The sequence below is a fragment of the Amycolatopsis sp. NPDC005232 genome (assembly GCF_040607795.1).
Taxonomy (GTDB): Bacteria; Actinomycetota; Actinomycetes; order Mycobacteriales; family Pseudonocardiaceae; genus Amycolatopsis.
This window is the reverse complement of record NZ_JBEXHL010000032.1, coordinates 74,990-100,416: the sequence shown is the minus strand read 5'-3', so window position 1 is coordinate 100,416 and position 25,427 is coordinate 74,990. Positions and strand designations below refer to the sequence as shown.

At 72.2% G+C, this 25,427-nt stretch carries 24 protein-coding genes; 9 read left to right on the top strand and 15 right to left on the bottom strand.

Going from position 1 to position 25,427, the window contains the following annotated elements; all coding sequences use genetic code 11:
- Positions 1 to 54: 54 nt before the first annotated feature.
- The gene (locus tag ABZU76_RS40440) at positions 55 to 963 is read left to right on the top strand and encodes a LysR family transcriptional regulator (protein WP_354880193.1); all 909 of its coding nucleotides are present in this window, start codon (positions 55 to 57) and stop codon (positions 961 to 963) included.
- Positions 964 to 1,029: 66 nt separating this feature from the next.
- Here the strand turns inward: ABZU76_RS40440 and ABZU76_RS40435 are convergent, their stop codons facing one another.
- Both ABZU76_RS40435 and ABZU76_RS40430 read right to left on the bottom strand, forming a co-directional pair.
- On the bottom strand, positions 1,030 to 1,887 hold the full coding sequence (locus ABZU76_RS40435) for an SAM-dependent methyltransferase (protein ID WP_354880190.1): 858 nt from the start codon (positions 1,885 to 1,887) through the stop codon (positions 1,030 to 1,032).
- A gap of 138 nt (positions 1,888 to 2,025) precedes the next feature.
- Positions 2,026 to 2,736, bottom strand: a complete 711-nt coding sequence (locus ABZU76_RS40430) for a hypothetical protein (protein WP_354880187.1) — start codon at positions 2,734 to 2,736, stop codon at positions 2,026 to 2,028.
- A gap of 318 nt (positions 2,737 to 3,054) precedes the next feature.
- Between ABZU76_RS40430 and ABZU76_RS40425 the strand changes: the two genes are divergently transcribed.
- Positions 3,055 to 4,377, top strand: coding sequence for a hypothetical protein (locus ABZU76_RS40425; RefSeq protein WP_354880184.1), 1,323 nt, complete (start codon positions 3,055 to 3,057; stop codon positions 4,375 to 4,377).
- Here ABZU76_RS40425 and ABZU76_RS40420 read toward each other — a convergent pair whose 3' ends face one another.
- Positions 4,378 to 4,842: a GNAT family N-acetyltransferase gene (locus ABZU76_RS40420; RefSeq protein WP_354880181.1), complete on the bottom strand. Its 465-nt coding sequence runs from the start codon at positions 4,840 to 4,842 to the stop codon at positions 4,378 to 4,380.
- Positions 4,843 to 5,018: 176 nt separating this feature from the next.
- On the opposite strand from ABZU76_RS40420, the gene pip reads away from it, so the two are divergent.
- Entirely contained in the window at positions 5,019 to 5,975 is a 957-nt protein-coding gene (pip, locus tag ABZU76_RS40415; protein WP_354880178.1) for a prolyl aminopeptidase, read from the top strand.
- 1 nt (position 5,976) lies between these two features.
- Here the strand turns inward: pip and ABZU76_RS40410 are convergent, their stop codons facing one another.
- The 3 genes from ABZU76_RS40410 to ABZU76_RS40400 form a co-directional block, all read right to left on the bottom strand.
- On the bottom strand, positions 5,977 to 7,152 hold the full coding sequence (locus ABZU76_RS40410) for a cytochrome P450 (protein WP_354880175.1): 1,176 nt from the start codon (positions 7,150 to 7,152) through the stop codon (positions 5,977 to 5,979).
- 103 nt (positions 7,153 to 7,255) lie between these two features.
- Entirely contained in the window at positions 7,256 to 8,284 is a 1,029-nt protein-coding gene (gene speB / locus ABZU76_RS40405) for an agmatinase (protein WP_354880172.1), read from the bottom strand.
- A gap of 106 nt (positions 8,285 to 8,390) precedes the next feature.
- A complete protein-coding gene (locus ABZU76_RS40400) occupies positions 8,391 to 9,221 on the bottom strand; it encodes an SDR family NAD(P)-dependent oxidoreductase (RefSeq protein ID WP_354880169.1) in 831 nt (276 codons plus the stop codon).
- Positions 9,222 to 9,323: 102 nt separating this feature from the next.
- Here ABZU76_RS40400 and ABZU76_RS40395 point away from each other — a divergent pair, with 102 nt between their 5' ends.
- Positions 9,324 to 9,992 carry a TetR family transcriptional regulator gene (locus tag ABZU76_RS40395; RefSeq protein ID WP_354880166.1) on the top strand — a complete coding sequence of 223 codons (669 nt, stop codon included), beginning with the start codon at positions 9,324 to 9,326 and terminating at the stop codon, positions 9,990 to 9,992.
- On the opposite strand, the gene ABZU76_RS40390 is transcribed toward ABZU76_RS40395, so the two are convergent.
- A complete protein-coding gene (locus ABZU76_RS40390) occupies positions 9,975 to 10,514 on the bottom strand; it encodes a dihydrofolate reductase family protein (protein WP_354880163.1) in 540 nt (179 codons plus the stop codon). The genes ABZU76_RS40395 and ABZU76_RS40390 overlap by 18 nt on opposite strands.
- Before the next feature lie 112 nt (positions 10,515 to 10,626).
- On the opposite strand from ABZU76_RS40390, the gene ABZU76_RS40385 reads away from it, so the two are divergent.
- On the top strand, positions 10,627 to 11,715 hold the full coding sequence (locus tag ABZU76_RS40385) for a mandelate racemase/muconate lactonizing enzyme family protein (protein ID WP_354880160.1): 1,089 nt from the start codon (positions 10,627 to 10,629) through the stop codon (positions 11,713 to 11,715).
- Here ABZU76_RS40385 and ABZU76_RS40380 read toward each other — a convergent pair.
- The 4 genes from ABZU76_RS40380 to ABZU76_RS40365 all read right to left on the bottom strand — a co-directional run bounded on the left by ABZU76_RS40380 (position 11,606) and on the right by ABZU76_RS40365 (position 16,556).
- Positions 11,606 to 12,847 carry an MFS transporter gene (locus ABZU76_RS40380; protein ID WP_354880157.1) on the bottom strand — a complete coding sequence of 414 codons (1,242 nt, stop codon included), beginning with the start codon at positions 12,845 to 12,847 and terminating at the stop codon, positions 11,606 to 11,608. The two genes, ABZU76_RS40385 and ABZU76_RS40380, sit on opposite strands and share 110 nt — an antisense overlap.
- 458 nt (positions 12,848 to 13,305) lie before the next feature.
- The gene (locus tag ABZU76_RS40375; protein WP_354880154.1) at positions 13,306 to 14,034 is read right to left on the bottom strand and encodes a GntR family transcriptional regulator; all 729 of its coding nucleotides are present in this window, start codon (positions 14,032 to 14,034) and stop codon (positions 13,306 to 13,308) included.
- A 27-nt stretch (positions 14,035 to 14,061) separates the two neighbouring features.
- Positions 14,062 to 14,256 (bottom strand): hypothetical protein, encoded by a 195-nt coding sequence (locus tag ABZU76_RS40370; RefSeq protein ID WP_220240556.1) that lies wholly within the window; start codon positions 14,254 to 14,256, stop codon positions 14,062 to 14,064.
- Positions 14,257 to 14,369: 113 nt separating this feature from the next.
- Complete coding sequence (locus tag ABZU76_RS40365; protein WP_354880151.1) at positions 14,370 to 16,556, bottom strand: FUSC family protein; 2,187 nt, start codon at positions 16,554 to 16,556, stop codon at positions 14,370 to 14,372.
- Between the two features lie 177 nt (positions 16,557 to 16,733).
- Between ABZU76_RS40365 and ABZU76_RS40360 the strand changes: the two genes are divergently transcribed.
- Positions 16,734 to 17,234 carry a MarR family transcriptional regulator gene (locus tag ABZU76_RS40360; protein ID WP_354880148.1) on the top strand — a complete coding sequence of 167 codons (501 nt, stop codon included), beginning with the start codon at positions 16,734 to 16,736 and terminating at the stop codon, positions 17,232 to 17,234.
- Here the strand turns inward: ABZU76_RS40360 and ABZU76_RS40355 are convergent.
- Positions 17,210 to 18,877, bottom strand: a complete 1,668-nt coding sequence (locus tag ABZU76_RS40355; RefSeq protein ID WP_354880145.1) for an acyl-CoA synthetase — start codon at positions 18,875 to 18,877, stop codon at positions 17,210 to 17,212. The genes ABZU76_RS40360 and ABZU76_RS40355 overlap by 25 nt on opposite strands.
- 124 nt (positions 18,878 to 19,001) lie before the next feature.
- Here ABZU76_RS40355 and ABZU76_RS40350 point away from each other — a divergent pair, with 124 nt between their 5' ends.
- Entirely contained in the window at positions 19,002 to 21,236 is a 2,235-nt protein-coding gene (locus tag ABZU76_RS40350; RefSeq protein WP_354880142.1) for a serine/threonine-protein kinase, read from the top strand.
- Positions 21,237 to 21,246: 10 nt separating this feature from the next.
- On the opposite strand, the gene ABZU76_RS40345 is transcribed toward ABZU76_RS40350, so the two are convergent.
- The gene (locus tag ABZU76_RS40345; RefSeq protein WP_354880139.1) at positions 21,247 to 21,732 is read right to left on the bottom strand and encodes a hypothetical protein; all 486 of its coding nucleotides are present in this window, start codon (positions 21,730 to 21,732) and stop codon (positions 21,247 to 21,249) included.
- Positions 21,733 to 21,787: 55 nt separating this feature from the next.
- On the opposite strand from ABZU76_RS40345, the gene ABZU76_RS40340 reads away from it, so the two are divergent.
- On the top strand, positions 21,788 to 22,540 hold the full coding sequence (locus tag ABZU76_RS40340; protein ID WP_354880136.1) for an FHA domain-containing protein: 753 nt from the start codon (positions 21,788 to 21,790) through the stop codon (positions 22,538 to 22,540).
- 23 nt (positions 22,541 to 22,563) lie between these two features.
- Here ABZU76_RS40340 and ABZU76_RS40335 read toward each other — a convergent pair whose 3' ends face one another.
- Together ABZU76_RS40335 and ABZU76_RS40330 are read right to left on the bottom strand one after the other, a co-directional pair.
- Positions 22,564 to 22,929 carry a YrdB family protein gene (locus tag ABZU76_RS40335; RefSeq protein WP_354880133.1) on the bottom strand — a complete coding sequence of 122 codons (366 nt, stop codon included), beginning with the start codon at positions 22,927 to 22,929 and terminating at the stop codon, positions 22,564 to 22,566.
- 175 nt (positions 22,930 to 23,104) lie between these two features.
- Positions 23,105 to 24,229, bottom strand: a complete 1,125-nt coding sequence (locus ABZU76_RS40330; protein ID WP_354880130.1) for an alpha/beta fold hydrolase — start codon at positions 24,227 to 24,229, stop codon at positions 23,105 to 23,107.
- A gap of 181 nt (positions 24,230 to 24,410) precedes the next feature.
- On the opposite strand from ABZU76_RS40330, the gene ABZU76_RS40325 reads away from it, so the two are divergent.
- Positions 24,411 to 25,343 (top strand): MurR/RpiR family transcriptional regulator, encoded by a 933-nt coding sequence (locus ABZU76_RS40325; RefSeq protein ID WP_220240549.1) that lies wholly within the window; start codon positions 24,411 to 24,413, stop codon positions 25,341 to 25,343.
- The last annotated feature ends 84 nt before the right edge of the window (positions 25,344 to 25,427 follow it).

The window sequence follows — 25,427 nt, the reverse complement described above, 5'->3', positions numbered from 1 at the left end:
TATGCGTCCAATGCCTCTTTCTCCTCGGTTCCATGCCATGGCAGTATGGATGGCATGGACCTGCACGTGCTGAGGCTCTTCCGGGAGGTGGCCCGCGGGGCGACGGTGACCGACACGGCGGCCCGCGCGCGGCTCACCCAGCCCGCGCTTTCCCGTGCGCTGCACCGGATCGAGCGCGAAGCGGGCGCCGCCCTGTTCCAGCGTTCGGGCCGCGCGTTGCGGCTCACGCCCGCGGGCCACGCCTTCGCGACCCACGTCGACGCGATCCTGGAGTGCTACGACGAAGGCCTGCGGGCCGTCGCCGAAGCCGTCGATCCCGAGTCCGGGGTGATTCCGCTGGCGTTCCTGCACACGTTCGGCACTTGGCTCGTGCCGCCGGTGGTGAGCAGCTACCGCGCCGCGCACCCGAGGGCACGGTTCGAGCTGCGCCAGCACGGCGAGGAAGGCCTGGCGCGCGAGCTGCTCGACGGCACGGCGGACCTCGTGCTCACCAGCGGCGACCCGGGTGACCCGCTGATCCACTGGGTCCGGCTGCTGGAGGAACCACTGCTGCTGGCCGTGCCGCCGAAACACCGCCTCGCGCGCCGCAAGCAGGCCCGCCTGGCCGACGTCGCCGAGGAGTCGTTCATCCTGCTGCGCCGGGGATACGCGCTGCGCGAGACCACCGAGCAGCTGTGCGCGCAGGCCGGGTTCACGCCACGCGTCGGGTTCGAGGGCGAGGAGGTGGAGACGCTGCGCGGGCTCGTCACGGCGGGGCTCGGTGTGTCCCTGCTGCCGCTCCCCCACACCGCGACCTTCCCGCCCGCGGCCACCGCGCCGACGACCCCGCACCTGCGCGTCACGGACGTGCCCGCGGCTCGCGACATCGGTCTGGCCCAGCTCGCCGGAAGGGTGCTCCCGCCGGCGAGCGAGACGTTCCGCAAGCACGTACTCGCCACGGCGCCACGTGCGTTGCCGACCTGAACCCGTTGCCGGGCAAGAAAAATCCCCGGCACCACGCGGGTGCCGGGGATCTGCGGAAGGGTCAGCTCAGGGCTTGCGGCCGACGACACCCGCGACGCACTTCGCCGAGTCGCTGAGCGGGATGAGCCGCGGGCCGTCCGGCCACCACTCGTCGCAGACGGACATTCCGGGGCCGCTGGTCGCGTTGGGCGGCAGCAGTTCCAGGCCCGGCAGCATGCTTTCGATCTCCGTGCGCGTGCGGAAGCGGCCGGCGCCCAGCGGACCGGACACGAGGATCTCCTCGATCCGCTTCGCGACGGCGGTCAACTCCGGCACCTCGGGGTCGTAGAAGTGCGCGAGCGCCACGAAGGAGCCCGGGGCGAGGGCGTCGATGTACTGGCGCATCACGTCGATGGCGCCGTCGCCCTCGAAGTGGTGGATGGTGCCGATGTGCAGCAGGCCCAGCGGCTGCGAGAAGTCGATGTACTCGCGCACAGTCTCGTTCTCCAGCACCAGTTCCGGCTGGAAGATGTCGGCGTCGACCATGTGCGTGTAGTCGTTCTCGGCCAGCAGCGCGCGGCCGTGGGCGAGCACCACAGGGTCGTTGTCGACGTAGACCACGTGCGCGTCACGGTGGGCGCGCTGCACGATCTGGTGGGTGTTCTCGGCGGTCGGCAGGCCGGAGCCGCAGTCGAGGAACTGGCGGATGCCCGTCTGGTTGGCCAGCATCCGCAGCGCGCGGTTGTGGAACCCGCGGTTGCCGCGCGCGATGTGCACGGCCTCGGGGACGGCCGTGCTGATCTTCTCCATGACCGCGCGGTCGACCTCGTAGTAGTGGTTACCGCCGAGGAAGCCGTCGTAGATCCGCGCGATGCTCGGCCGGTTCGGGTCGACCCCCACAGGAACCTGACTGGGCGACAGCGTGGACGGCGGAGCGCTGGGCATGGGCACCTCGCAAGGCGGCTCGGGGGGCGGCTTTGACCCACTCAGAGTAGTACCTTGACCCCCTCCGGTTACGTGAGGTCGCCCGTTTAGCCTGCACGTCGCCGCGGAAATCGGTGCTACCTGCGTCTTCCGCGCCCGTCAGCCGCGGTGGCGGCTCGGCGGCTGCTGGTGGCGGCTGCTCCAGTCCTGGAGGTACGAGCTCACGGCCGAGCTCCAGATGTCCTCCGACGTCGTGCCGGCCGTCCCGTGCGGCGCGCTCGGGTGCTCGCTCGCCGGCTGCCGCGGCGGCTTCTGCCCCTCGGTGGTGCGCACGGTGGTGTGGTCCACCTCGTCGGTGGCCGTCGGCGGCGTGGGGCTCGCCGTCATGGTGGTGACCGCGGGCGGCGCCGACGAGGGCTTCGACGGCGCGGCCGGCACTTCCGCGGGCCGGCCGGCCGAGCCGCTTTCCGGCGCGGGCCACAGCGCCCACGTGCCGAGCCCGGCCAGCGCGACGACCACCGCGCCGGCGATCACCACGTACCGCGTATTGCGCCGGTTCCCCACGGGCGGCGAGGTCTGCGTCCGTTCGGTTTCGTGCTCGGGCCCCGCTGCGGCGAACATCCCGTCGAGCCCCAACGGCAGCTCGCCGACGATCGACTGCGGTTTCGTGGCCGGGCCCTCGCCCGAGGTGCGCGGCGCGGTGGCGGGCTCGGGGTACAGCCCGCTCGGATCGGGCTGGGGCTTCGGCCGCTTGACGAGCGGTGGCCGCTCGCCGTCGATGCGCGGCATCGGCGCCGTCTCCGACAGGCTCACCAGCTTCGCGACCGAGTCGAGCTCATCGCGGCCTTCGCCGGGCCCCGTGCCTGCCATCCAGACCTCCACACCGCCGGGACCGCGAGCCCGCGGCACGACCGGCGGCAAGATCCTATGAACCTCCGCCCGATCGGGTAAACCCGCCCCCACTTGCTCACCCAGGGTGACGGAATTTCACGGAAAATGCTGATCTGCCCGGGCAGATCAGCCGGCTGCGCCGCAAGCTGGGCGGCCCGCCGCTGATCCACGCCGTGTCCGAGGTCGGCTACATGCCCCCTGATCCGGAACCGTCCACAGTGGAGTCTCCCGCGATCGTCGGGGACCCCTCCCGGAGGGCCGGCCTAGTCTGCGCGCACCACGGAAAGGGAGTCGGAGATGCGGGTTCGGTCGGCGGTCGTGCTGGGAGCGTTCACGCTGGTCGCGGCCGGATGCACCACGGGCGGGCACGCGCTGCCCGCGCCGCTGCCCCCGGTGCCCGCCGCCGCCCGGGCGCTCGTGGCGTGGTCGCAGACGGTGTGCACGAGCGTGCAGGCGCTGCAGGGCCTGCAGGCCGGGATCGACGAGGTGAACCACACGGCGGCCGACCCGTCGCAGGCCGACTTTCTCCCCTCGGAGATCAGCTCCTACGTCAGCGGCATCACGGGGCGGATCGGCCAGGCCGGGTCGGGACTGAAGTCCGTGCCGCCGTCGGGCGTCAAGGCCGCGGACACCTACGTGGCACAGCTGGGAAAATCACTCGACGAGGTGACCAAGAAGGCGCCCCCGGACACCACCGCGCAGCCGACGCTCGCGCAGGCCCGCGAGCTCGCCACCGCCGTCGCCGCGCTGAAGCCGGCGGCCGCCGATCTGACGAGGGCGGTGCGCGGCGACGCGAAGCTCAACGCGTCGTACAACGTCGCGCCCGCCTGCGCGCCCCTGCGGCAGTTCGGTCCCCTGGACGCCGCCGCGCCGACGCGCCCGCTCGTGGCGTGGGCGGACACGATGTGCGGCGCGGTCACCGCCACCGCGGCACTGAAGGCGCACAAGATCGAGGACCTCGTCATCACCGATCCGCGTTACGCCCGCCTCAGCGGCTTCGACCTGAGCAGCTTCATCTCCTCAGCGGGCTCCGGCGTCGCCCGGCTGGTCGAGACGCTGGGCACCGTCACGCCTTCGGGAATCCCCGCGGCGGACAAGTACCACGACAGCCTGCTCGCCGCGCTGCGCGCGGTGGCGCCGAAACTTCCGTCGAGCGACTCACGCATGCCCGACCTGGACTTCCAGCCCGTCGAGCAGCTGAAACCACAGGCGCAGCAGATCATCGGGGTGCTGGCGACGATCGCCCTGCCCACACCCGACCTGCCCACCATCGCGGCCGCGAACCCAGTGCTGGCCCACTCCCACGACGTCGCGCCGCAGTGCCGCCCGCTCGGCTCACCGCCCCCGACGCTGCCGCCCGCCGCCAACGGCACCGACCTGGGCGCGTGCGCCGGCGGCAAGTGCCAGGTCCTCGTGACCGGCCAGGCCGACATCACCGCGAGCGGCATGACGTTCACCGCGTCCGTCACCTCGAGCGGCGTCCGCATTCTGCAGGACTCCGGCGAGATGAGCTTCGGCGTCGGCGGCAGTGGCTCGTTCGGCATGGCGGGCCACATGGTGACCGTCCGTCTTTCCGGTGTCCTCGACGGCAAGGCCGTGCTGGACATCTCGACGGGGTGATCAGCGCCGGAGGGTGACCTCGAACTCGCGGAACCCGTGCCCGCGGTAGAACGCGAGGGCGTCGGTGTTGGCGGCATAGGCAGTGACCTCGAATCCGTTCGCGCCGTTGCTTTTCGCCCATTCGTCGAATCGCTCGACGAGCGCAGTGCCCATCCCGGTGCGGCGTTCCTCAGCGGCGACTCGCATGCTTTCCAGCACGGCGGTGACGACGCCGGGGTGCAGCGAGTCCTGCCGCCGGAGCCGGCCGACGAGGTGCCCGGCGACGCCGTGTTCTCCCTGTGTGACAAGGCAAAGCGCGTCCTCGTCGGTCAGCAGCGTGGTGTAGTAGGCGGAGCCTTCGCGCTGCGGCCAGGCGAGATCCATCCGGTCGTCGTGGCGGCCGCCGTCCTCGTGGAACAACGCTTCCACCGAGGACACGAGCGCAGGAATCAGTTCCGCGGACACCGCGGAGACGAAGTGGTCCATCCAGGAAACGGTAATGACGTCGATTAATCATGTAAATATCGAATGTGTGCTGGCCTCAACCGGCCCCATCCGACGCGATTTGCGGCGTCAGCCAGCGGCCACACGGAAAACGAGGTGTCACCGCGAGATCCGATCAGTAGTCTTCCCGGGCCGCCGACACCCTGGAGGATCCCGCCATGGCCCCGTTCCCGCCGCTCGAACCGTATGCGCACGGCCTGCTCGACGTCGGCGACGGCAACCGGATCTACTGGGAGACCAGCGGCAACCCCGACGGCAAACCGGTGCTGTGCGTGCACGGCGGCCCCGGCGCGGGCGGGACCCGCAACAGCCGCAAGGGGTTCGACCCGGAGAAGTTCCGCATCATCCTGTTCGACCAGCGCGGGTGCGGCGAGAGCGTGCCGAACATCGCCGACCCGGCGGTGAGCCTGGCGCACAATACGACCCATCACCTGATCGCCGACATGGAACGCGTGCGTGAGCACCTCGGCGTCGAGAAATGGATGCTGTACGGCGGTTCCTGGGGCCCGACGCTCATGCTCGCCTACGCCGAGCGCCACCCTGAACGGGTGTCGGAGATGGTGATGATCGCCGGCTTCACCAGTACTCCCGACGAGGTCGACTGGCTCTACCGCGGCGTCGGACGGCTCCTGCCCCGCGAGTGGGAGGCCTTCCGCGACGGCGTACCCGAGGCCGAGCGCGACGGTGACCTGCTCGCCGCGTACTCCCGCTTGCTCGCTTCACCCGACCGAGAGGTGCAGCTGAAGGCCGCGCGCGACTGGTGTGCCTGGGAAGACGCCGTGATCGCGCACGAGAACAAGGGCAAGCCCGGCCAGTACAGCGATCGTCCCGCGGAGGAGCTCATCACGCTCGCCCGCATGTGCGCGCACTACTTCGGCCACCACGCGTGGCTGGAAGCCGGCGAGATCTTGGGGAACGTCCACCGCCTCCACGGCATCCCCGCCGTGTTCATCCAGGGCCGGCTCGACCTGAGCGTGCCGCTGCGGGCGGCGTGGAATCTCGTGCAGGCCTGGCCGGCGGCCGAGCTCGTGGTGATCGACGACTCCGGTCACACGGGCAGCCCCGCCATGGGGGAAGCGGTCACGAAGGCGATCGCCGGCTTCGAACCCTCGTGAGTCACACGCGGTCGAACGTCACGTCCAGCCGGTACGGACTGCCCAGGCTCAGTCCGACCTGTCGCCGGATCTCCGCACCCGGCGCGAGGCGGAACCGTGTGGTGCGGGCCAGCAGCTCCTCGAACGCCACCGCCAGCTGAATACGCGCGAAGTGCAGACCCAGGCAGCGGTGGATGCCGAAGCCGAACGACACGTGCGGCACGTTCGGACGGTCGAACACCAGCTCGTCGGGCCGTTCGAACCGCGCCGGATCCCGGTTGGCCGCGGCGAAGAACACGGCGACGCGCTCCCCCGCCTTCACCGGCGTGTCCCCGATCTCGGTGTCCTGCGTGGCCGTGCGCGCCATGAACGCGACGGTGGCCTCGAGCCGCAGGAACTCCTCCAGCTCCCGCTGCCAGCCGCCGGGATCGCGCAGGATCGGCTCGACGTCGTCGCGGGTGGCGAGGTGGTAGGCGATGTTCGCGATCACCCCGCGCGTGGTGTCGAGGCCGCCGAGGAACAGTGTGGTCACCATGCCGAGACGTTCCTCGAGGGTCAGCGCCCGGCCGTCGATCGTCGCGGTGACCAGCGCGCGCAGCACGCTGTCCTCGCCGTCGTCCGGCCTCGCTTCGGCTTCGGCCAGTGCCTCCATCGCCAGGCCGGCGAGCGTCTGAAACGCCTCGGGACTGCTGGTGACCGCGGCGTCCTTGGCCGCCGCCACCCCGCGGTCCACGAGGTCGCGGTTGTCCGTCGCGAAGACGATCCGCGCGAGCGAGCCGGCGCTGAACGGGATCGCGAAGTCGCTCACGATGTCGCAGGCGCCGCGGTCCACAAAGGACTCGATCGCCGTGCGCGCGAGTTCACGCAGCTGCGGCTCGTACCGCGCGAGGGCGGCCCGCGTGAAGAACGGGTTGAGGATCCGCCGGTATTCGCGATGGTCGGGCGGGTCCGTGTCGATCGGGATCACCCGCACCGGCACGCCGCGGATCGCGGGCTGCGCCGAGCTGAACAGCTCCGGTGCGGCGCAGACCGCCCGCACGTCCTCGTAGCGGGTGAGCAGGTGGTAGCCGCCGTCCGCGACGGTGTGCGGGACGGGACAACCACTTCTGGCGGCCGCAGCCGCCGCCAGCAGGTTCTCGCGTTGGTCCTCGGCGTACAGGTCGACGTTCGCCAGGATCTCCTCGACCGACTTGGCCACGTGTCCTCCCCACTCCGAGGACTCATCACCGTAGGGGCGCGCGGGGGCACACGGCATCGGCCGCACGGGCGGAAACCGTCGCACGTTCGGGTCACCGCGCCCGTCACGGACGCCGGTCGGGCCGATCGGCCAGCAGCGGCCGCGTGGGATCCCACACCGTGCCGTCGGCGTGGTCGCGGCGCCGGCGCGCGATGCCCGACAACGCTTCCAGCACCACCCGGTTCGCGAGGAACGACGTGATGTCCGCGTGGTCGTAGGGCGGCGACACCTCGACCACGTCGACCCCCACCACCGGCAGCTCGTACGCGATGCGCCGCACGGAATCCAGCAGCTGCCGGGCGGTGAGCCCACCCGGTTCGGGCGTGCCCGTGCCCGGCGCGTGGCCGGGGTCGCACACGTCGATGTCCACCGAGAGGAACACGCCGTCGCACTCGTCGGTGGCGATCCCGAACGCCTCGGTGAGGCACTCTTCGAGCCCCCGCGCGACGATCTCGGTCATCTCGTAGGACCGCATGCCCTGTGCGGCCATCCAGTCGAGCGTCTCCGGGCCGGGCCAGTAGCCGCGCAGGCCGAGCTGCAGGAACCGGTCGCCTCGCACGGCACCCGACTCGATCAGCCGGCGCATCGGCTGGCCGTGGCCCACGAGCGAGCCGAACGCGATGTCGCCGGTGTCGGCGTGCGCGTCGAAGTGCACCATCGACACCCGCCCCTGGCCGCGGTGCTGCGCCACCCCGGCCGCGTCCGGCCACGCGATCGTGTGGTCCCCGCCGAGCACCAGCGGGATCGCGCCCGTGGCGGTGACCGCGTACACCGCTTCCTGCAGCGAGCGCACCGAGCGTTCGGCATCGCCCGAGTACATCTCGACATCGCCGGCGTCGAAGACCTTCAGGTCCCGCAACGCGTCCACCCGCAGGGCGAGCGACGGGCGCGAACCGTCGGCGGGGAGGTAGCAGCTCTGCCGGATGTACTGCGGGCCGAACCGGGTGCCCGCGCGGTGCGAGGTGCCGCCGTCGAACGGCGCGCCGAGGATCACGACGTCGGCGCTCGGGTAGGTGGCGGGATCGGCCCAGTCGCAGCGCGCCACGCCGAGGAAGGTGAGGTCCGGGCCGAACTGGGTGCCGTAACGAGCCATGACGTCCTCCTTGCGGGCCAACCTACCGCCGTGGTGTCCCGGTTTTGCCCCGATTCGCCTCCCGCTCAAACCCCGCGCGGCTCGACTCGGCCCGGCTCAGCCCGGTTCAGCTCGCGAAGTCGACGGAGCGGCCGAGCTCGGCCCAGCGCTCGTCCTCCGCCATCAGCTTCGTCATCCCGGCCCGCATCATGGTCACGGCGTCGCTGCCGAGCACCAGGTGCAGCGGTGGCTCGGCCATCTCCACGACCTGAAGGAACACGCGCGCGACCGCGGCCGGGTCGATCGGCTCGATGCCCCGCTTGCTCCGCAGGTGCTCGATCAGCGGGCCCATCGTGGGCTCGTACTCCGGCTTGTAGGGCCGGACCTCCATCGACGGCCCGGACCAGTCCGTGCGCATCAGGCCCGGCTCGGCCATGGTGACCTTGATTCCCAGGCCCGATACCTCGTCGTTGAGCACGCCGGAGAAGCCCTCCGTCGCGAACTTCGCGCTCTGGTAGGCGGAAATGCCGGGCGCGGTGCCCCGGCCGCCGATCGACGTGACCTGGATGAAGTGCCCCGAGTGCTGCGCCAGGAACACCGGCAGCGCCGCCTTGGTCACGTGCACAGTCCCGAAGAACACCGCCTCGACCTGCGCGCGGAAGTCCGCCAGGTCGACCTCCTCGACCGAGGCCAGGTTGGCGTAACCCGCGTTGTTCACCACCACGTCGAGCCGCCCGAACCGCTCCACGGCCGCCGCGACGGCCGCCTCGGCCTGCGCCGGGTCGGTCACGTCCAGCGGGTGGCGCAGCAGATGATCGCCGTAACGCTCGTCCAGGTCCTTCAGGGAGTCGACGTTGCGCGCCGTCGCCACGACGTCGTTGCCCGCCGCCAGCACCTCTTCCACCACCGCACGGCCCAGACCGCGCGAACCACCCGTGACCAGCCACACTTTGCTCATCGTTCGATCCCTCTCGCCTCGAGCGGGGAGGCTCCCCGCACCACCAAGTTAGCGCAACGCCGTTCTCTTAACAACACAACGGCGTTGCGGTAACCTGTGCAGGTGGTCACTTCCGACTTCCAGCGGGCGCGGCGCCCCGAGCACAAGGAGCAGCGGCGCGAGGCGATCCTCGCCGCGGCACGGCTGCTCGCGACCCGCGACGGCGTGCGGGCCGTGACACTCGGGGACATCGCCGGTGAAGTCGGCGTGCACAAGTCCGCGCTGCTGCGCTACTTCGAGACCCGCGAAGAGATCTACCTGCACCTCACCGCCGAGAGCTGGCGCGACTGGGCGGCCGGGCTGCACGCGGCACTGGACGAGACCACCGGCGCGTCGCCGGCCGAGGTCGCCGACGTCATCGCGCGCACGCTCGACGAACGACCGCTCTTCTGCGACCTCCTCGCCCACGCGGCGCTCACCCTCGAACGGCACGTGTCGCTCGAGTCGGTGCGGGCGTTCAAGCTCTCCGCACTGGAAGCCGTCAAGGACATCGCCGCCCTCCTCACCCGGACGCTGCCGGGGCTGGGCGCGGCAGGCGGGCGCCACGTCGTCGGCGCCGTGACGTCACTGGCCGCCTCGTTCTGGCAGATCTCGCACCCGCCCGAGACGCTCGCGCAGCTCTACCGGGAGGACCCGCGGTTGGGCCACGCCGTCGTCGAGTTCACGCCGCGGCTGCGCCACCTCACCGAAGCCGTGCTCACCGGCCTGATCTCGTCAGCGCACGACGCGTAGCCACAGGTTCGTCGCGAGCGGCGCTTCGGTCTGCGACTTCCGTTCGAGGCGCACCGGATCGCCGCCGGGCCGGTCGAACAGCCGCACCCCGTCGCCCAGCAGCACGGGCAAAACCGACACGAGGACCTCGTCGAGAAGCCCCGCGTCGAGACACGCCCGCGCGACAGTGGCACCGAGGACGTTCACGTACTTCTCCCCCGCGGCCGCCTTCGCCAGCTCGACACCGCTGCGCAGGTCGTCGACGAACGTCACGTCGGGCGCCGGCTCGGCGGGCCGGCGCGTGAGCACGAATTGCGGACCTGCCCAGGCGCCGCCGAAGGCCTTGCCCTCGGCTTCCGTGTCGCGGTACGGGTCGTCGCCGCCGTACGTGCGGCGTCCGACGAGCAGCGCGCCGATGTCCGCCACCAGCCGGTCGATCTCGGGGTTGGGGCCGAAGAACTCCTTCACCCACTGCATGTCCCCGCCCGGTCCCGCGATGAACCCGTCGAGCGACATCGACGCCGAGTAGAGCAGCTTGCCCATTCCGCACCTCCGTGGTCGTTTCCCGTACCGACCGGCGCGGGCGCGGAAACTCATCGGTGCACTTTCCTATAGGATCGTGCACTGTCCCTGCCGAGTCAGCGAGGAGGACCGCGTGGCTGTGGTCGTGAAGGCCGAGGCGTTTCTCGTCGATCTCGAGGTGGAGCAGGAGCGCACCGACGCCGTGCAGGCGTTTCTCAAGCAGGAGACGGTGTTCGTCGAGCTGGCCACCGCCGACGGCGGCACCGGGCTCGGCTACTCCTACACGATCGGCACCGGCGGCACGGCCGTGCTCGCGCTGCTGCGCGACCACCTGCTGCCCCGGCTGATCGGCCAGGACGCGCGCCGGATCGAGGCGGTCTGGCACGACCTGTTCGCCTCGACGCGGGCCACCACCGTCGGCGCGATCACGTCGCTGGCCCTCGCCGCGGTGGACACGGCGTTGTGGGACCTGAAGTGCCGGCGCGCGGACGAGCCGCTGTGGCGGGTCGCCGGCGGGTTCGCCCCGCGCGTGCCGCTCTACGACACCGAAGGCGGCTGGCTGCACCTGAGCACCGACGAACTCGTCGCGGGCGCCCGGAAATCCGCGGCCGCGGGGTGGGGCGGCGTGAAGGTGAAGGTCGGCAAGCCCACCGCCCACGAGGACCTGGAGCGGCTCACCGCCGTGCGCGAGGCTGTCGGGCCGCGGTTCGACCTGATGGTGGACGCCAACCAGTCCCTCACCGCGGCGGAGGCGATCCGGCGGGCGAGAGCGTTCGAGGCGGTGGACCTGTTCTGGCTCGAGGAGCCCCTGCCCGCCGACGACGTCGCCGGTCACGCCCGGTTGTCCGCGGCCACGCCGATCCCCGTCGCCGTCGGGGAGTCCCTGTACTCCGTGGCGCAGTTCCGCGACTACCTCCACCGTGGTGCCGCCTCGATCGTGCAGGTCGACGTCGCGCGCGTCGGCGGGATCACGCCGTGGCTCAAGGTCGCGCACCTGGCGGAGGCGTTCAACGTCCAGGTGTGCCCGCACTTCCTGATGGAGCTGCACGTCAGCCTGACCGCCGCGATTCCGAACGGCCGCTACGTCGAGCACATCCCGCAGCTGCGCGCCGTCACGACGGCCGAGATGACGATCTCCGACGGGCACGCCGTCGCCCCGGAGACGCCGGGCCTCGGCATCCCGTGGAACCGCGACGCGATGGACGACCGCCGGGTGGCCTAGCCAACGCGACGAGACCGGCCGCGGGGACCAGCGCCAGTGCCAGTGCGGCCGAGGCACCCCCACCGTCCGCCACTCGTCCGGCGAGGGAGGCCGCGAGGGCAGAACCGGCTGCGCTGGCGGAGTTGTTCCAGGTGAACGCCTGGGTGAGCGCGGTAGGGTGGACGGACTTCTCGGTTTCGACGTTCAGCAGGACGAGTGTGGGCGGGATCGCCGCCTCGGTGAGGGCGAGGGCGGCGGCGAGCCAGAGTGCGTTGGGAGCGAGGGGAAGCACCGCCGATGCACCGGTGAGGTAGACGCCGGCTCTGAGGAGCCGGCGCCGGGCGGGGGTGCGGTGGCGGCGCAGTCCGTAGACCCAGCCGGACAGCAGCCCGCTGACGCTGGCCACGGCGACGATCGGTGCAGCCGGGGCGCCGTGATCGAGGGCGAAGGCGCTCACGGAGACCTGCGTGGTGCCGAAGTACATGCCGAGGGCCAGGTTCATCAGGGCGATCCGGGCGAAGGCCGGGCGGAGCAGGGTCTGTCCTGTGTGGAGGGTCTTCGCGGGCGTGGGTGCCGTGCGGCGCTCGGCGGCCAGCACCGCTCCCCCGGCGAGAATCAGGCTCGCCGCGACGGCGGTGGCCGGCGCCTCGTGTCCGGACGCGCCGAGAGAGGTGACCAGCACGGGCCCGAGGAGGAACGCGGTGGCGTTGGCCAGCGACTCCAGCGAGAAGGCGGTGGGCAGCTCCTCGGTCCGCTCTCGCAACAGGTACGCCCACCGTGCCCCGGAGAGCGCACCGAGCTGCGGCACGACCGCACCGGCACAACTCGCGGCGACGACCTCCGCCGCCACGCCGGAGGACCCCAGCACCACGGCGATCGCGCCCCCGTGCGCGACGAGACAGCACGGCAGCACGCACGTCTGCCCGAACTGGTCGACGAGCCGGGCGACCTGCGGCCCCCACAACGCCTCGGCAAGAGCGAACCCGCCGCCGGCGAGCCCGGCCGTGCCGTACGACCCGGTGCGCGCATGCACTAGCCACACGAGGCCGAGCCCCGTCATGGCGATCCCCACGCGCCCCACCGCGGCTGCCACGAAGAACGCGGCCGCACCACGCGTACACAACAGCGACCGATAACCACCGGCGCCCGACATCGACATTCCCTCACGCCACCCGGCGGGGCGAGTCACGATCGCCGCGCGACCCGTGGCCCTCGTCGCCGGGGGAAGGTAAGGCCCGAACCAATGCGGGCCCGGACGACTCCCACGAACCTAGCAGCACAGGACCGGTCGCCGGCTACCGAAATCCGGTGCGGTCAGTCGCCTCCTCCTGCCGCGCTCGACGCGAAGCGCGCCGCGAGAAACGTCGCGCTCGTCGCCGGAGGACCGGTCGCGCCGCCGGGCGCGAACGGTCGAGACGGCTGAGCACCACGACCGGGTCGCGGCGACATCGCTTCAGTCGGTCGCCGGCCGGCGACCCCGCCAGCGCTACCGGCCGCGCCGCCGGCTGAACCTCCGCGCCGCCGAGCGCCAATGGTCCCGATGCTCGTGGACCGCGGCCTGGGCCGCGCGGCCGTCGTGCGAAGCAGATCAGTGCCCGGGCACAGCCCCGGTCAGTCCTCTTCGGACTGGCCGACCCCGCCGTCGTAGGCGCTGTGCAGCCGGACCCGTGACCGGTCCAGGTGCGTCCGCATCGCGGCCGCCGCGCCCGGGCCGTCGTGCGAGGCGATCGCCTCGACGATGGCCGCGTGTTCGCGCGTCGTCTCGGCCGCGATGCCCACCCGGAAGTACAGGCGGTAGCCGTGGGTGTGGGCATGGAGGCGGGCGAGGGCGTCGGCGATGAGCGGGTTGCCCGAGGCCTCCGCGATGACGCGGTGGAGGCGTACGTCGAGAACCGCGAAGTCGCGGTAGGCGTGGTAGTCCTCGCCCGCTGGGTGGGCGGACATGGCCGCGCAGGCGGCGCGCAGGGCGGACACCTCGGCCTTCGAGGCGGCGCCGGCGGCGAGGCGGGCGGCCTCGGGCTCCAGGAGGACGCGGACGTCGAAGAGGTGGTCCAGCTCGGTCTCGTCGAGGACGGGCGCGACCACGTAGCCGGCGTTGGGCCGGGTCGCGACGAGGCCGTCGGACTCGAGTTTGGTGAGGGCCTCGCGCACGGGGGTCGGCGAGACGTCGAGGCGGCGGGCGATGCCGTCGATCGACAGCCGGCTGCCGGGAGCGACGTCGAGGTCCATGAGCATCGCCTTCAGCGCCTCGTACACGCTGTCGCGCAGGATGGTGCGCGGCGGCAGGGTCAGCCTCGGGTGCTCGGGCAGGTCCACCGCAGGGTTCTTCCGTCGCGCCACCCGGAAAGCGTAGTCCCCCGCGAAGCCTCAGCGGCGCGCCAGCTGCCGGTTCACGGCGGTGTGGCAGCCGAGGCACGCGGGCACGGCCCGCACGTCGGTGCCGGACACCAGCGCGACCGTGGCACCCGGCACGGCGAGCTCGTCGCACACCGAATGGTGGTGTCCCAGCACCGAACACACGCACCGGCACAGCTGGACGGTCTGCCTCGTTTCCGCGGCCATCGGAGCCCTCCTCCCGGAAATCCCCAGTAGGAGAGTGATAGCGCCTCCGCCGTCCGAAACGCGTCGGCCGGTCTCAGAGGAAGGTCGCGAAGGGCACGGTTCGTGCGCGGATGTCAGTTTTCCCGGGTCGGCACGGCGGTCGGCACAGGGGCCGGCACCGGCGGCAACCCAGCCCGGATCTGCCGGTAGAGCCGCGGCCCCGGCGACGCGAGTGCCGGCGAAGGACGCAGCTCCATCGGGCCGGTGGCCGTCAGATCGCGCAGCACCAGGTAAAGGTGGCTCAACGCCAGCAGCACCGGATCCTTCGCCCGATCCCCTGGCGCCGCCGGTGTGTACGCGAACAACGCCACGTCAGCGCTCGCCAGCGGACCGCGCACCGCTGTGGTGGGCGCGCCCACCGGCGTCGCGGCGAGCTCCTCCACCGCCGCCGCCAGCGCGGCGCACGCCGCGACCGGGCCATCCGGGTGCGCGCTGCACGTGCCTTCCGGCCAGCGGACCGCGACGCTGAGCGCGCGGCCGTGCGTGGCCAGCGCCGCGTAGAGCGAAAGCCGGTGCCGCCGCTTCGGCGAGTCGGTGCCGCCGAGGATGGGCCGGGTCAGCGGCCGCGCGACGAGCGCGAGCTGGTACCGGCGGTGGTCCAGGGCGCGCGCGAGGGCGTCGAAATCGGGCTGGGGGTCCACGGCCTTGCCGTGCTCCAGCCGCTCGGCCGCGGCCTTGAGGATGTCGCCGAGGGCCGCCAGCAGGTTGTTCCGCGCGCTGCGCACGGTGTCCCGGGTGGACAGTGGGATCACCACCACCGCGACGACCAGCCCCGCCACGGCGCCGGCCGCGGTCTCCTCGAGCCTGAGCAGGAGCAGTCCCGCCGAGAACTCGTTGAGCACGCTGTAGAGCTGCCCGACCATGATCGTGACGAAGAAGATCATGTACGCGTACGAGATCTGGATCAGGTAGAAACCGAAGAACATCGCGCCGCAGATCGTCACCAGCACGGCGGCGGTGTTGCCCGCGGTCAGCTCGGCGAACCCGACCGACGCGAGCAGCCCCACGAGTGTGCCGAGCACCCGGTTGAAGCCCTTGATGAACGTCTCGGTGCGCGTGGCCGTGCCGGTGAACATGAAGAACGCCGCCAGCACCGCCCAGTAGTACCGCGCGTCGGACAGTTCCTTGCCGATGAGGATCGCCAGCCCGCCCGCGACCGCGCTCTGCACCGCCTGCCGCGTGATGAAGTCCAGCCGCGCCAAGGGGTTCCACTTCGACTGCCGAGCCGGCACGTCGCCCGCCGCGGCGGGCGAGCCGGGCAGGTTGCCGAACGCGAGCCCGACGGCCGGCTCGAAGTCGTCCACCGGTTCGGCCGCGATCTCCTCGGGCTTCGGCGCGGCGTCGAACACCGCCACGACCTCCAGGGCCGCCGCCGCGAAGTGCCGCGCGGGCCACCAGCCGCCCGCGGCACCGCCGGCACTCTCGGCGTGCCCCGCGAGCCGGTAGGCGACCTCGCTCGCGCCGCGGTCGTCGCGGCGGGCCAGGCGGTCGGCCACCTCGGCCGCAAGCACGGTGAGGCCCGAACCGCTGCGCACCAACGAGTCCGCGGCCGTGGCGAGCTCGTCGAGCAGGTGGTGCGCGTCGACCATCTGTCGCCGCAGCGAAGCCGCCGAACGCCCGCGCGGCACCGCGCCCGGCTGAGCCGACCAGCCCTCGACCATCAGCGCCGTGTCGGCCAGGCGCGCCTGCCGCCGTTGCAGCCGCCGGCGCAACCGCACCTCCTGCTTGGGCTCGCGGTTGGCCAGCAGGTCGGCACACGCACGCGCCACGGCCCGGCCGCGCGCGTCGAACGCGCGCAGCACGCGGCGCAGCGTCTTCGTGGTGTTGGTCCGCAGCACGGTGACGAACAGCAGCAGCAGCCACGCGCTCGCGACGACCACGGCGAGCAGCAGGCTCGGCAGCGTCGCGAACGTCGCGTGCAGGAACGCTGCGAAGAAGTAGCCCATCCAGCCCATGAAGCCGTAGAAGAAGAACGGCCCGCCGAACTTGCGGACGTACACCGACATGAACATCACCAGCACGAACACGACGAGCATCAGGGTGCCGTTGTTGCCGACGAGCACGCCGAGCGTCATACCGGTGCCGAGCGCGACCGGGAAGAACGCGGCCGTGCGGGTCTTCACCCACCGGCTGCCGTCACCGAGCGCCATCGCGCCCATCATCCCGACGACCGCGCCGAGCAGCATCGAGGTGAGTGTGCCCATGGCGTCGGCGCCGGTGAGCTTGGCCACGAGGTACTCCACCGCCAGGGCGCTGGCCATGCCGATGGTCGCCGAACCGGCCGATCTCAACCGGTTGAGACCCGGATCCGAAGCGACGACCCTGTCGCGGAACTCCCTGGCCGTGGGCAGCACAAAACCCGCCTTCCCGTGCGTTCGGAGTGATCACCGGTATGATACCGATAAATACCGGTGTCATACAGGGGTTTGGAGTTCCGAGTGATCGAACCGACTTTCGCAGCCTCGAAGCTCGCGGATCGGCTCGCCGAGACCGGCGACACACTCGACGTGCTCGAACTGGCCACGGCGGTGCTCGTGCGCAACTTCGAACTGCTGCGCCGACGCACCGACGCGTACGCCGAACTGGACCAAGCGGAGTACCTGCTGCTGCGCACTTTGGACGAACTGGGTTCGGCGGACGTGGGAACGCTCGCCGGGGCACTCGGTCTAGACCCGTCCACCGTCGGCAGGCAGGGTTCGGTGTTGCTCGGCAAAGGGCTCGTCGAACGCAGCCCCTCGGCCGCCGACCGTCGGCGCAGCATCCTCACGCCCACGGACGAGGGCCGCCACCGCATGCGGGTGACGCAGTCGCGCCGCCGCAACGCGGCCGCGGAGCTGCTCGGCGACTGGAGCGAAGAGGATCTGCGCTCGTTCGGCTCGCTGCTGAGCCGCTACAACAAGGCCGTCGCGCAGCGCTACCTGACGGCACCAGGCGACTGAGTACCCAAAGACCGAGCGCCCAAAGACTGAGTGCCCGACGGCTGAGCGCCCTGCTCCTCCGCGGCGAGGTCCGCGTGGGTGTCGCGCAAAGTGCGCTTCACGATCTTCCCGCTCGGGTTCTTCGGCAACGCGTCGGTGAAGACCACGTATTTCGGGCACTTGTAGCCGGCCAGGTGCTCGCGCGCGTGGGCGAGCACGGCCTCGGCGGTCAGCTCCACGCCCTCGCGCGGGACGACGGCCGCCGTCACCGCCTCGATCCAGCGCGGGTGCGCGACGCCGAACACGGCGACCTCGGCGACGCCGTCCAGGCGGTAGAGGGCTTCTTCCACCTCGCGGCTCGCGACGTTCTCCCCGCCGGTCTTGATCATGTCCTTCTTGCGGTCCACCACGGACAGGTAGCCCTCGTCGTCGAGCACGCCGAGGTCGCCGGAGTGGAACCAGCCACCGGCGAACGCGCCGGCCGTCTTCTCCTCGTCCTCGTAGTAGCCGAGCGTCGCGTGCGGGCTGCGGTGCACGATCTCGCCGATCTCCCCCGGCGGCAGCGCGCGGCCGTCCTCGTCGACGATGCGCGTCTCGACATTGAGCGAAGCCCGGCCCGCCGAACCGGCCTTCGGCAGCTGCTCGTGCGGACGCAGGATCGTGGCCAGCGGCGCCATCTCGGTCTGGCCGTAGAAGTTCCAGAACTCGACGTCGGGCAGCCGCCGGGCCAGCTCGCGCAGGACCTCGACCGGCATCGCCGAGGCGCCGTAGTAGCCCTTGCGCAGGCTGGAGAGATCGGTGGTGTCGAACGCCGGGTGGCGCAGCAGCGAGATCCACACCGTCGGCGGCGCGAACAGCTTCGTGGCGCGCTCGCGCTCGACGGCCGCCAGCAGCGCGGCCGGGTCCGGGCCGGGCAGGATCACGCTGGTGGCGCCGAGGTAGACGTCCACGGAGAAGAAGCAGTCGAGCTGCGCGCAGTGGTAGAGCGGCAGGGAGTGGACCTCGACGTCGTCGGCGCTCATGCCGCCGTCGATCACGCACGACACGTACTGCGCGATCAGCGAACGGCTCGAGAGCAGCACGCCTTTCGGCCGCGACTCGGTCCCGGAGGTGTACATCAGCCGCAGCGGGTCGTCGTCGGCGACGGCCACACCGGGCTCGGTCTCGTCGCCAGGGCCGTCGATCCAGGCGTCGACATCTTCCCAGTCCTCAGCGGTGCCGCCGATGCGGCCGCGCACCCCGCCGCCGAGCCCCGCGCGCTCCAGCGCCGCCGCCCCGGTGGCCAGGAGCGCGTCTTCAGCGACCAGCCCGGACACGCCGGCGTGGCCGAGGATGTAGGCGATCTCGTCGGCGCCGAGCATGAAGTTGACGGGCACGAGCACCACGCCGAGCCGGGCCGTCGCGAACGCCAGCACCACGTACTGCAGGCAGTTGTGGCTCAGCAGCGCGAGCCGGTCGCCTTTGACGAGACCGCGCTCGGCGAGGCGGTGGGCGCAGCGGTTCACGGCCGCGTCGAACTCCGCGAAGCTCAGCCGCCGCTCCCCGTCGACCACGGCGAGCTTGTCCGGGTACCGCGCGGCCGTGCGCCGGAGGAGGTCACCGACGGAGTGCTGACGCGCGTGCTGGATCGCTTCGCCGGTTTCGGCGCTGAACGGGCTCGGCATAGCCCGGAGTTTCATCCACCACCGCGCGGGACGCAACCCTGGCGCGCGGCCGCGACCTGCCAGGCCGAGCGGCATCCGCGCGCCACCGGTTAAGCTCCCCCGGCGCACCTCGGGGGACGAAGAAGTGGACGAGACGGAAGCACCGACGCTCGACCGGCCGGACATCACCGGCCGGCTGCCCCGTTACCGGCTGCTGCGCCAGCTCGCCAAAACGAACATGAGCGAGGTCTTCGAGGCCTACGACCTAGTGGCGAAGCGGCCCGTCGCGCTCAAGGTCGTCGGGCCGGAGTTCATGGCCGAGCCGGGGTTCCGCCGGCGCTTCGAGCGTGAGACGAGCATCGCGCTGGCCCTGGACCACCCGCACATCGTCGCGTCCTACGACGCCGGGTTCTCCGCCGACGGGCACCTCGGGTACCTCGCGATGCAGTTCGTGCTCGGCACGAACCTCGCGCGGCTGATCCACCGCCGCGGCGCGCTGTCGTTCGAGCAGACGGTGGCGATCGGGCGCGGGGTCGGCGCGGCGCTGGACGCCGCGCACGCCCGCAACCTCGTGCACCGCGACGTGAAGCCGGGCAACATCCTGCTCGAAGACGCGACCGGTGGTGTGTACCTGTGCGACTTCGGCATCGCACGCAACCTCGACCTGACGCGGCTCACCGCGACCGGCGGGTTCCTCGGCACGATGAACTACGCGGCCCCGGAGCAACGCGAGGGCCGGCCGGTCGGGGCGGCGGCCGACGTGTACGCGCTGGCGTGCGTGCTCTACGAATGCCTCTCCGGCAGTCCGCCGCACCACCACGCCGACTTCGCGCACCCCGGCGTCGCCGCGCTGCGCCGGGCCCTCGACCGCGATCCGGCCCAGCGGCACCGCACGTGTGCGGAGCTCGTCGACGATCTCGTGGCCACCACCGAGGCGGCCGAACGGGCCGGGCGCCGCAAGCGCCGGTGGCAGGCGGTGGGCATCCCGGCCGCCGCGCTCGTGGTGGTGGCGTCGCTCGTACTGTGGTTCACCACCGGCGGTTCGCCGGGCACCGCGGACTCGACGCTGGCCCGCGTACCCACGGCCCTGCGCGACGGGTGCGCCGCCGCGAACCAGCCCGTGGCCGGCGCGACCGCCACGGTGACGTGCCACGACGCGTCCGGGCAGGCGGCGACCACGGCGCTCTACGCGACTCCGCAGCAGGTCACGGCCGCGTACGCCGAGGCCGTCACACGTGCGGGCGTCGAAGCGAACCAAGGCGACTGCGCCGCCGCGACGGGCGGCGAACACCGTTACCCCGCGACCGGACCCGTGCGCGGCCGCGTGCTGTGCCAGGATCGCGACGGCACGGCGACCGTGGTCTGGACCGACGAGAAGGCCCGCACCGTCAGCCGCGCCGAAGCACCCGACGACGCCGCGCTGCGCAAGGCGTGGGCCGGCTGGACGGGCTGGGCGCCGGCCGCGTTCCCCACCCCGGACGAAAAGGCCGTGCTCGACGTCGCCGCCGGCTCAGCGTGCCGGCGCGCCGCACCCGCGGACCTCGACGCGTATCCCGGTGCCGTCGCGGGGATCACCTGCACCCCGCAGGGCACGGGCGCGCGTCAGGTTTCGTACTTCCGGTTCGCCGACGTAGCGGCGCTGCGCTCGGCGTTCACCGGTCTCGTCGGCTCGGCCAAGGCGCCCAGTGGGAGCGGGTGCCCGGGCGGCGCTTTCCTCGGCACGACGCGGTTCGACTGGCTCAGCGTGGACCTCGGGCAGGTGCTGTGCCACCCGGGTCCCGAGGGCACGGTCGCGATGGACTGGAGCCTCGAGGCGTTCTCGATGATCGGCCACGTCACGGGTTCCTCGCCCGGCGCCGTCGGCGGGTGGTGGTCTCAGTGGCACCTCGCGCCGCTGAGCCGGATCGTGAGCGAGGTGAACGCCCACGCCGCGCCGGCGTTCCCGACCGACGCCGAGCGCGCGCTGCTGCAGCACGTGCCGCAGCAGTCGCGGCTCAACTGCGTGCGCCCGTCCGCGGACCAGAAGTGGCAGGACCTCGGTGCGGTGACCGCGCTCGCCGCTGTCGCGTGTGGACGGACGAGCGGCGCCGGGCTGGTGGTCTACTACCAGCTGCCGGACGCCGCGACGATGCGCCAGGTCTTCAACAGCACCGGCGACAGTGACGCCGCGTGCACGAGCCTGCCGAAGGACTTCTCGGGCGACCGGCCGTACTCCCGCGCCGGGCGCACAGGCCGGCTCTCCTGCGCGACCGAGGATCCCGGCGGCGAGCGCGTGCTCAAGTGGACGGACGACGCGACGGCCATCGAGGCGATCGCCCACCGCGGCAACGATCCGTTCGCGCTGATCGACTGGTGGTCCCACGACGCCGGACCGGTGTGAGCGCGGGTCCTCAGCCCTGCACGGTCCCGCCGACGGACGCGCTGCCGCTGATGTGCGAGCCGGGCGAACCCGCGCTGCCCGCACCCGTGTGGATGCTCTCCTTGCCGTCGACGATCGAGAACATGTCGACGGTGCCCTTGGTGCCGCCCGCGTAGGAGATCTCGAGCGTCCACTGGTGCGGTTTGCCGTCGGCCGGCACGGTGAGCGACTGGCGCCACGGCAGGGTCACCGCGCCGGTCTGCTTCGTCTCGCCGTCGAGCGTGTACTTGATCTGGGTCAGCTTGCCCTCGCCCGTCGCGTTGAGCACGAGGGTGTGCGGCTCGCGGTCGGGCACCGATGTCGAGGGCGGAGCGACCGAAGAGGAAGAGGCCGGCGCGGACGCCGACGCCGCCGGTGCCACGGGGGCGGCGTCGCTCCCGCACGCGGAGAGAGCGCCGAGCAGAGCCGCGGCGGCCACGGGGGCGGCGGCCGCCCGGGCAGTGGTGCGAAGATCCATGCGCGCACCGTACCGGCCTGCGACGGGACCGGTCCCCGATTCGAGAGGACCCGAGGTGACCTCCTTCCCCGCTGACAACCCCGCGGCCGAAACCCCAGGCGCCGTCGTGGTCCGCGGCCTGGCGGGCACGGCCGTCGTGCTGCCCGCCGAGTACGCACGGCTGCCGTTCGGGCGCCAACCCGGGCCGGACGGTGTCAAGGTCGGCGAGGACGACCCGCGCGTGAGCCGGGAGCACGGCGCGCTGACGTACCGGCGGGGCTGGTGGCTGCTGAGCAACTCCGGCCACACGCCGATCGAGTTCTCCCCCACGCGGCTGCTGCACTCCGACGACGAGCCCGAGCCGCTGCCTGCGGGCTTCACCACGCTGCTCGTGGTCGGCTCCGGCGGGCGCAAGCACCCGCTCGAGGTCCGCGTGAACGCGCCCGACCACAACCGGCCGATGCCCGTCACCGGCCCGACGCTGCCCGGCCGGCAGTGGGACCTCACCGCCGCCCAGCGGCTCGTGCTCACGGTGCTCGGCCAGCAGTACCTGCGGCGGGAGGTCCAGCCGCAGCCCATGAGCCGCGGCCACGTCGCCGAGATCATGGGCGCGCTCGAGCCGGGCGGCGAGTGGGACGTGCGGAAGGTCGACCGCGTGATCGCGACCGTGCGCGAGCGGCTCTCGGGTCAGGGCGTGCGCGGGCTCAAGCGCACGGAGGTGCCGGAGCCGATCGGCAACTCGCTCAACCACAACCTGCTGACGGAGCTGGCGATCACCACGAACTCGCTGACCCGCGCCGACCTGGACGTCCTGGACCGGCTCGACTGAGGCACCACAACCAGGGCTTCCGGCTAGGAGTCCTTGGCGAAGACCCGCACCGCGACCGCCGTCGCCACGCCGACCACCGCGAGCACGATCCCGGCGATCAGCAGCCCGGACGCCGCCAGCGCCACGGCCGCCGCCGCGAACAACGCGAACTCCAGGATGAACCGCGTCGGCTCCGGCGCCCGCCGCGGCGCCTTGGGGGCCACGACGAGCGCCCAGATCGCCCCGGCCAGCACCGGCCACAGCACCCCGCCGACGATGTCCAGCAGCACACTCCCACCCAGCCGTGCCCCGGCGACCGCGAGGCCCGCCAGCAGGGCCAGCTCCGTGCAGAACCGCACGACGAGCACGAACCCGGGCAACCCCCGCAAAGCCGGACGAGTGGTGGTCATGTCCGGCAGCGTAGCGACCGGCCCCGATCACCCGGCCGAGCTCCCCCGCCGATCACCTGCCACGGGCCCGGCGCGGCCACTCCGAGATCGGACACCGCCGAGCCGCACCGCGCCAGGCTGCGACTGGTCGGCAGTGGCGAGGTACCCAGCCCGGATAACCGGGGCCGGTCGGAGTTCACCCGGCCGGCTTCGTCTCCAGCCACGCCACCACGCGCGCCCACGACGGGTTCGCCGGGTCGATCACCTCGAAGTGGCCCGCGCCCGCGACGTCGATCGTCTCCTCCGCGTACGGGCTGCGCGCCTGGGCCGCCGGGATGATCTCGTCCGCGTCGCCGTGCACGACCAGCAGGGGGACGCCCGTGCCGGCCGGCGTGGCGAGGGCGTAGCGGTCCGGGACGGTGGCCGGGGTGCCGCCGAGGAGGGCGGGGACCAGGCCGGCGCCGGCGAGGGCGGCGACGGCCGTAACGTGCGCGGGGTCCGCTTCGACGGGGGCACCGGCCGGGGCCGGCAGATCAGGATCGGCCAGTTCGCGGCCGAGGCGGGCGTCGGCCGCGCCGCGCAGGTCCAGGACACCGGCAAGTGACACGACGGCGGCGGGCGTGACCCTGGGGTCCGCGCCCGGTGCGCCGGTGGGCAGGGCCGAACGGCCGGCGGCCCAGGCCGAGAGCTGGCCGCCGGCGGAGTGGCCGACGAGGACGACACGCGAGACGTCGAGCGCAGGGTCGAGGGTGGCGACGGCGTCCACCGCCGCGGCGAAGTCGGTGAACGTGCCCGGCCAGCCGCCGCCGGATTCGCCCAGGCGGCGGTACTCGACGTTCCACACCGCATACCCGCGCGCGACGAGGTCGTCGGCGAGACGGGTCATCTGGCGACGGTCATACAGCGCCGTCCAGAACCCGCCGTGGGCGAGCACCACCACCGGGAACGGCCCGGCTCCCTCAGGCAGGTACAGCTCCCCCACCTGCGACGGAGAAGGCCCATAGGCAATGGTCCGGACCCTCGCGCCCGCCGGGTCGTCGTAGCGCACGCCCCGCTCGGAGCTCACCAGAGTGTCCAGCGTCGCGAAGAACGCGGCGATCTCCGGCTGGTTCGCACCCTTCGCGCGCGAGGCGTCCCAGGCCGTGTCGTCGGTCCACTCGACGAAGTCCAGCCAAGTGTCCTCGGACACCCGCACCAGGCGCGCCGACACGAACCCGCGCCGGTCCCGGCGGAAGGCCTCCACCATGCCGGGGCGGGCATCCAGCATCGCCCGCGTCCGGTCGGGCCGGACCGTGAAGGTCGTCAGCTCGATCACCGACATCGTCAGCTCCCCGGTTCGAATTAGTCACTAACAATGACTAACTCGAACCCTAGTCACCGCATTCCCGGAGGGCAACCCGCGCCGCGGATCACAGGGGCGCGCCACACCGTCCACTGTGGTCCCGCACACGACGGCACCGCGGACCACTACGATGCAGGCGAGCCGACAGGAGAGTGATCCGATGCCCGACGACGCCACCCCCGCTGACGGCGGCGATTCGCTCACCGAGCGGATCACCGGCCGCCTCGCCGGGATGTCGCGGGCCGAGCGCGCCGTCGCCGAGTACCTGCGCCACCACGCACGCGAGGCGATCTTCGCCACCGCCGAGCAGATCGGCTCGGCCACGGGTACGAGCGACGCCACCGTGGTCCGCACCGCCAAGACGCTCGGCTACAGCGGCCTGGCCGACATGCGCCAGCACCTCGCCCGGCAGGTGGTCACCGAGACCAGCCCGTCGATCGAGCTGCGCCACCGCCAGATCGGCGAGCCCACCGGCGAGCCCACGACCGTGCTCGCGCGCGTGTTCACCGAGGCGACCGAGCGGCTGGCCGAGACCTGGCGCCTCATTTCGGAGGAGGACTTCGAGAAGGCCGTGGACCTGCTGGCCGGCGCGCGCGAGGTGCTGGCCTTCGGCATCGGCCCGTCGAGCTTCCTCGCCGGGTACGTCGCGCTGCGCCTGGGCCGGATGGGCCGTCGCGCCCGCGCCAGCGGCGCCACCGGCTTCCGCCTCGCCGACGACCTGCTCGGCCTCGGCGAGGGCGACGTCGTGGTGCTGTTCCTGCCGAGCCGGCTGCTCGGCGACATCGAGGTGCTGCTCGACCGCACGCGCGAGGTCGGCGCCCACACGCTGCTGATCACCGACTCGCTCGCACCCGTCTTCGGCGACCGCGTGGCCGTGGCCCTGCAGGCCACGCACTCCCCCAGCAACTTCACCGGCGAGATGCTCAGCGCCGAGGTGCTGGCGGACGCGCTGCTGCTCGGGCTGGCCTCGCGCGACGAGGACCACGCCAACCAGACCTCGGAGCTGCTCACCACGTTGCGCTCGCGGCTGATCCAGGGCGACAGCCGCGACTACGTGCCGCGGCGCAAGTCGGGCCACCCCCGCAAGGGCTGACCGCGCGTCCGGATTGTCCGGGGTTCACGGCCGCCGCGAACGCATTTGTACGGCGCGTGTATCGGCTCGGGCGAACCTGGTTCC

Coding starts and splice junctions, on each gene's coding strand:
- ABZU76_RS40345 (WP_354880139.1), bottom strand. CDS start 21,732: ATGGATCTTCGCACCACTGCCCGGGCGGCCGCCGCCCCCGTGGCCGCC.
- ABZU76_RS40390 (WP_354880163.1), bottom strand. CDS start 10,514: ATGGGCAAGCTGCTCTACTCGGCGTCGATGTCGCTCGACGGGTTCATC.
- ABZU76_RS40335 (WP_354880133.1), bottom strand. CDS start 22,929: ATGACCACCACTCGTCCGGCTTTGCGGGGGTTGCCCGGGTTCGTGCTC.
- ABZU76_RS40430 (WP_354880187.1), bottom strand. CDS start 2,736: ATGGCAGGCACGGGGCCCGGCGAAGGCCGCGATGAGCTCGACTCGGTC.
- ABZU76_RS40370 (WP_220240556.1), bottom strand. CDS start 14,256: ATGGCCGCGGAAACGAGGCAGACCGTCCAGCTGTGCCGGTGCGTGTGT.
- ABZU76_RS40435 (WP_354880190.1), bottom strand. CDS start 1,887: ATGCCCAGCGCTCCGCCGTCCACGCTGTCGCCCAGTCAGGTTCCTGTG.
- ABZU76_RS40420 (WP_354880181.1), bottom strand. CDS start 4,842: ATGGACCACTTCGTCTCCGCGGTGTCCGCGGAACTGATTCCTGCGCTC.
- ABZU76_RS40400 (WP_354880169.1), bottom strand. CDS start 9,221: ATGAGCAAAGTGTGGCTGGTCACGGGTGGTTCGCGCGGTCTGGGCCGT.
- ABZU76_RS40330 (WP_354880130.1), bottom strand. CDS start 24,229: ATGTCGGTGATCGAGCTGACGACCTTCACGGTCCGGCCCGACCGGACG.
- speB (WP_354880172.1), bottom strand. CDS start 8,284: ATGGCTCGTTACGGCACCCAGTTCGGCCCGGACCTCACCTTCCTCGGC.
- ABZU76_RS40355 (WP_354880145.1), bottom strand. CDS start 18,877: ATGCCGAGCCCGTTCAGCGCCGAAACCGGCGAAGCGATCCAGCACGCG.
- pip (WP_354880178.1), top strand. CDS start 5,019: ATGGCCCCGTTCCCGCCGCTCGAACCGTATGCGCACGGCCTGCTCGAC.
- ABZU76_RS40440 (WP_354880193.1), top strand. CDS start 55: ATGGACCTGCACGTGCTGAGGCTCTTCCGGGAGGTGGCCCGCGGGGCG.
- ABZU76_RS40380 (WP_354880157.1), bottom strand. CDS start 12,847: ATGTCGGGCGCCGGTGGTTATCGGTCGCTGTTGTGTACGCGTGGTGCG.
- ABZU76_RS40425 (WP_354880184.1), top strand. CDS start 3,055: ATGCGGGTTCGGTCGGCGGTCGTGCTGGGAGCGTTCACGCTGGTCGCG.
- ABZU76_RS40365 (WP_354880151.1), bottom strand. CDS start 16,556: ATGGCCAGCGCCCTGGCGGTGGAGTACCTCGTGGCCAAGCTCACCGGC.
- ABZU76_RS40325 (WP_220240549.1), top strand. CDS start 24,411: ATGCCCGACGACGCCACCCCCGCTGACGGCGGCGATTCGCTCACCGAG.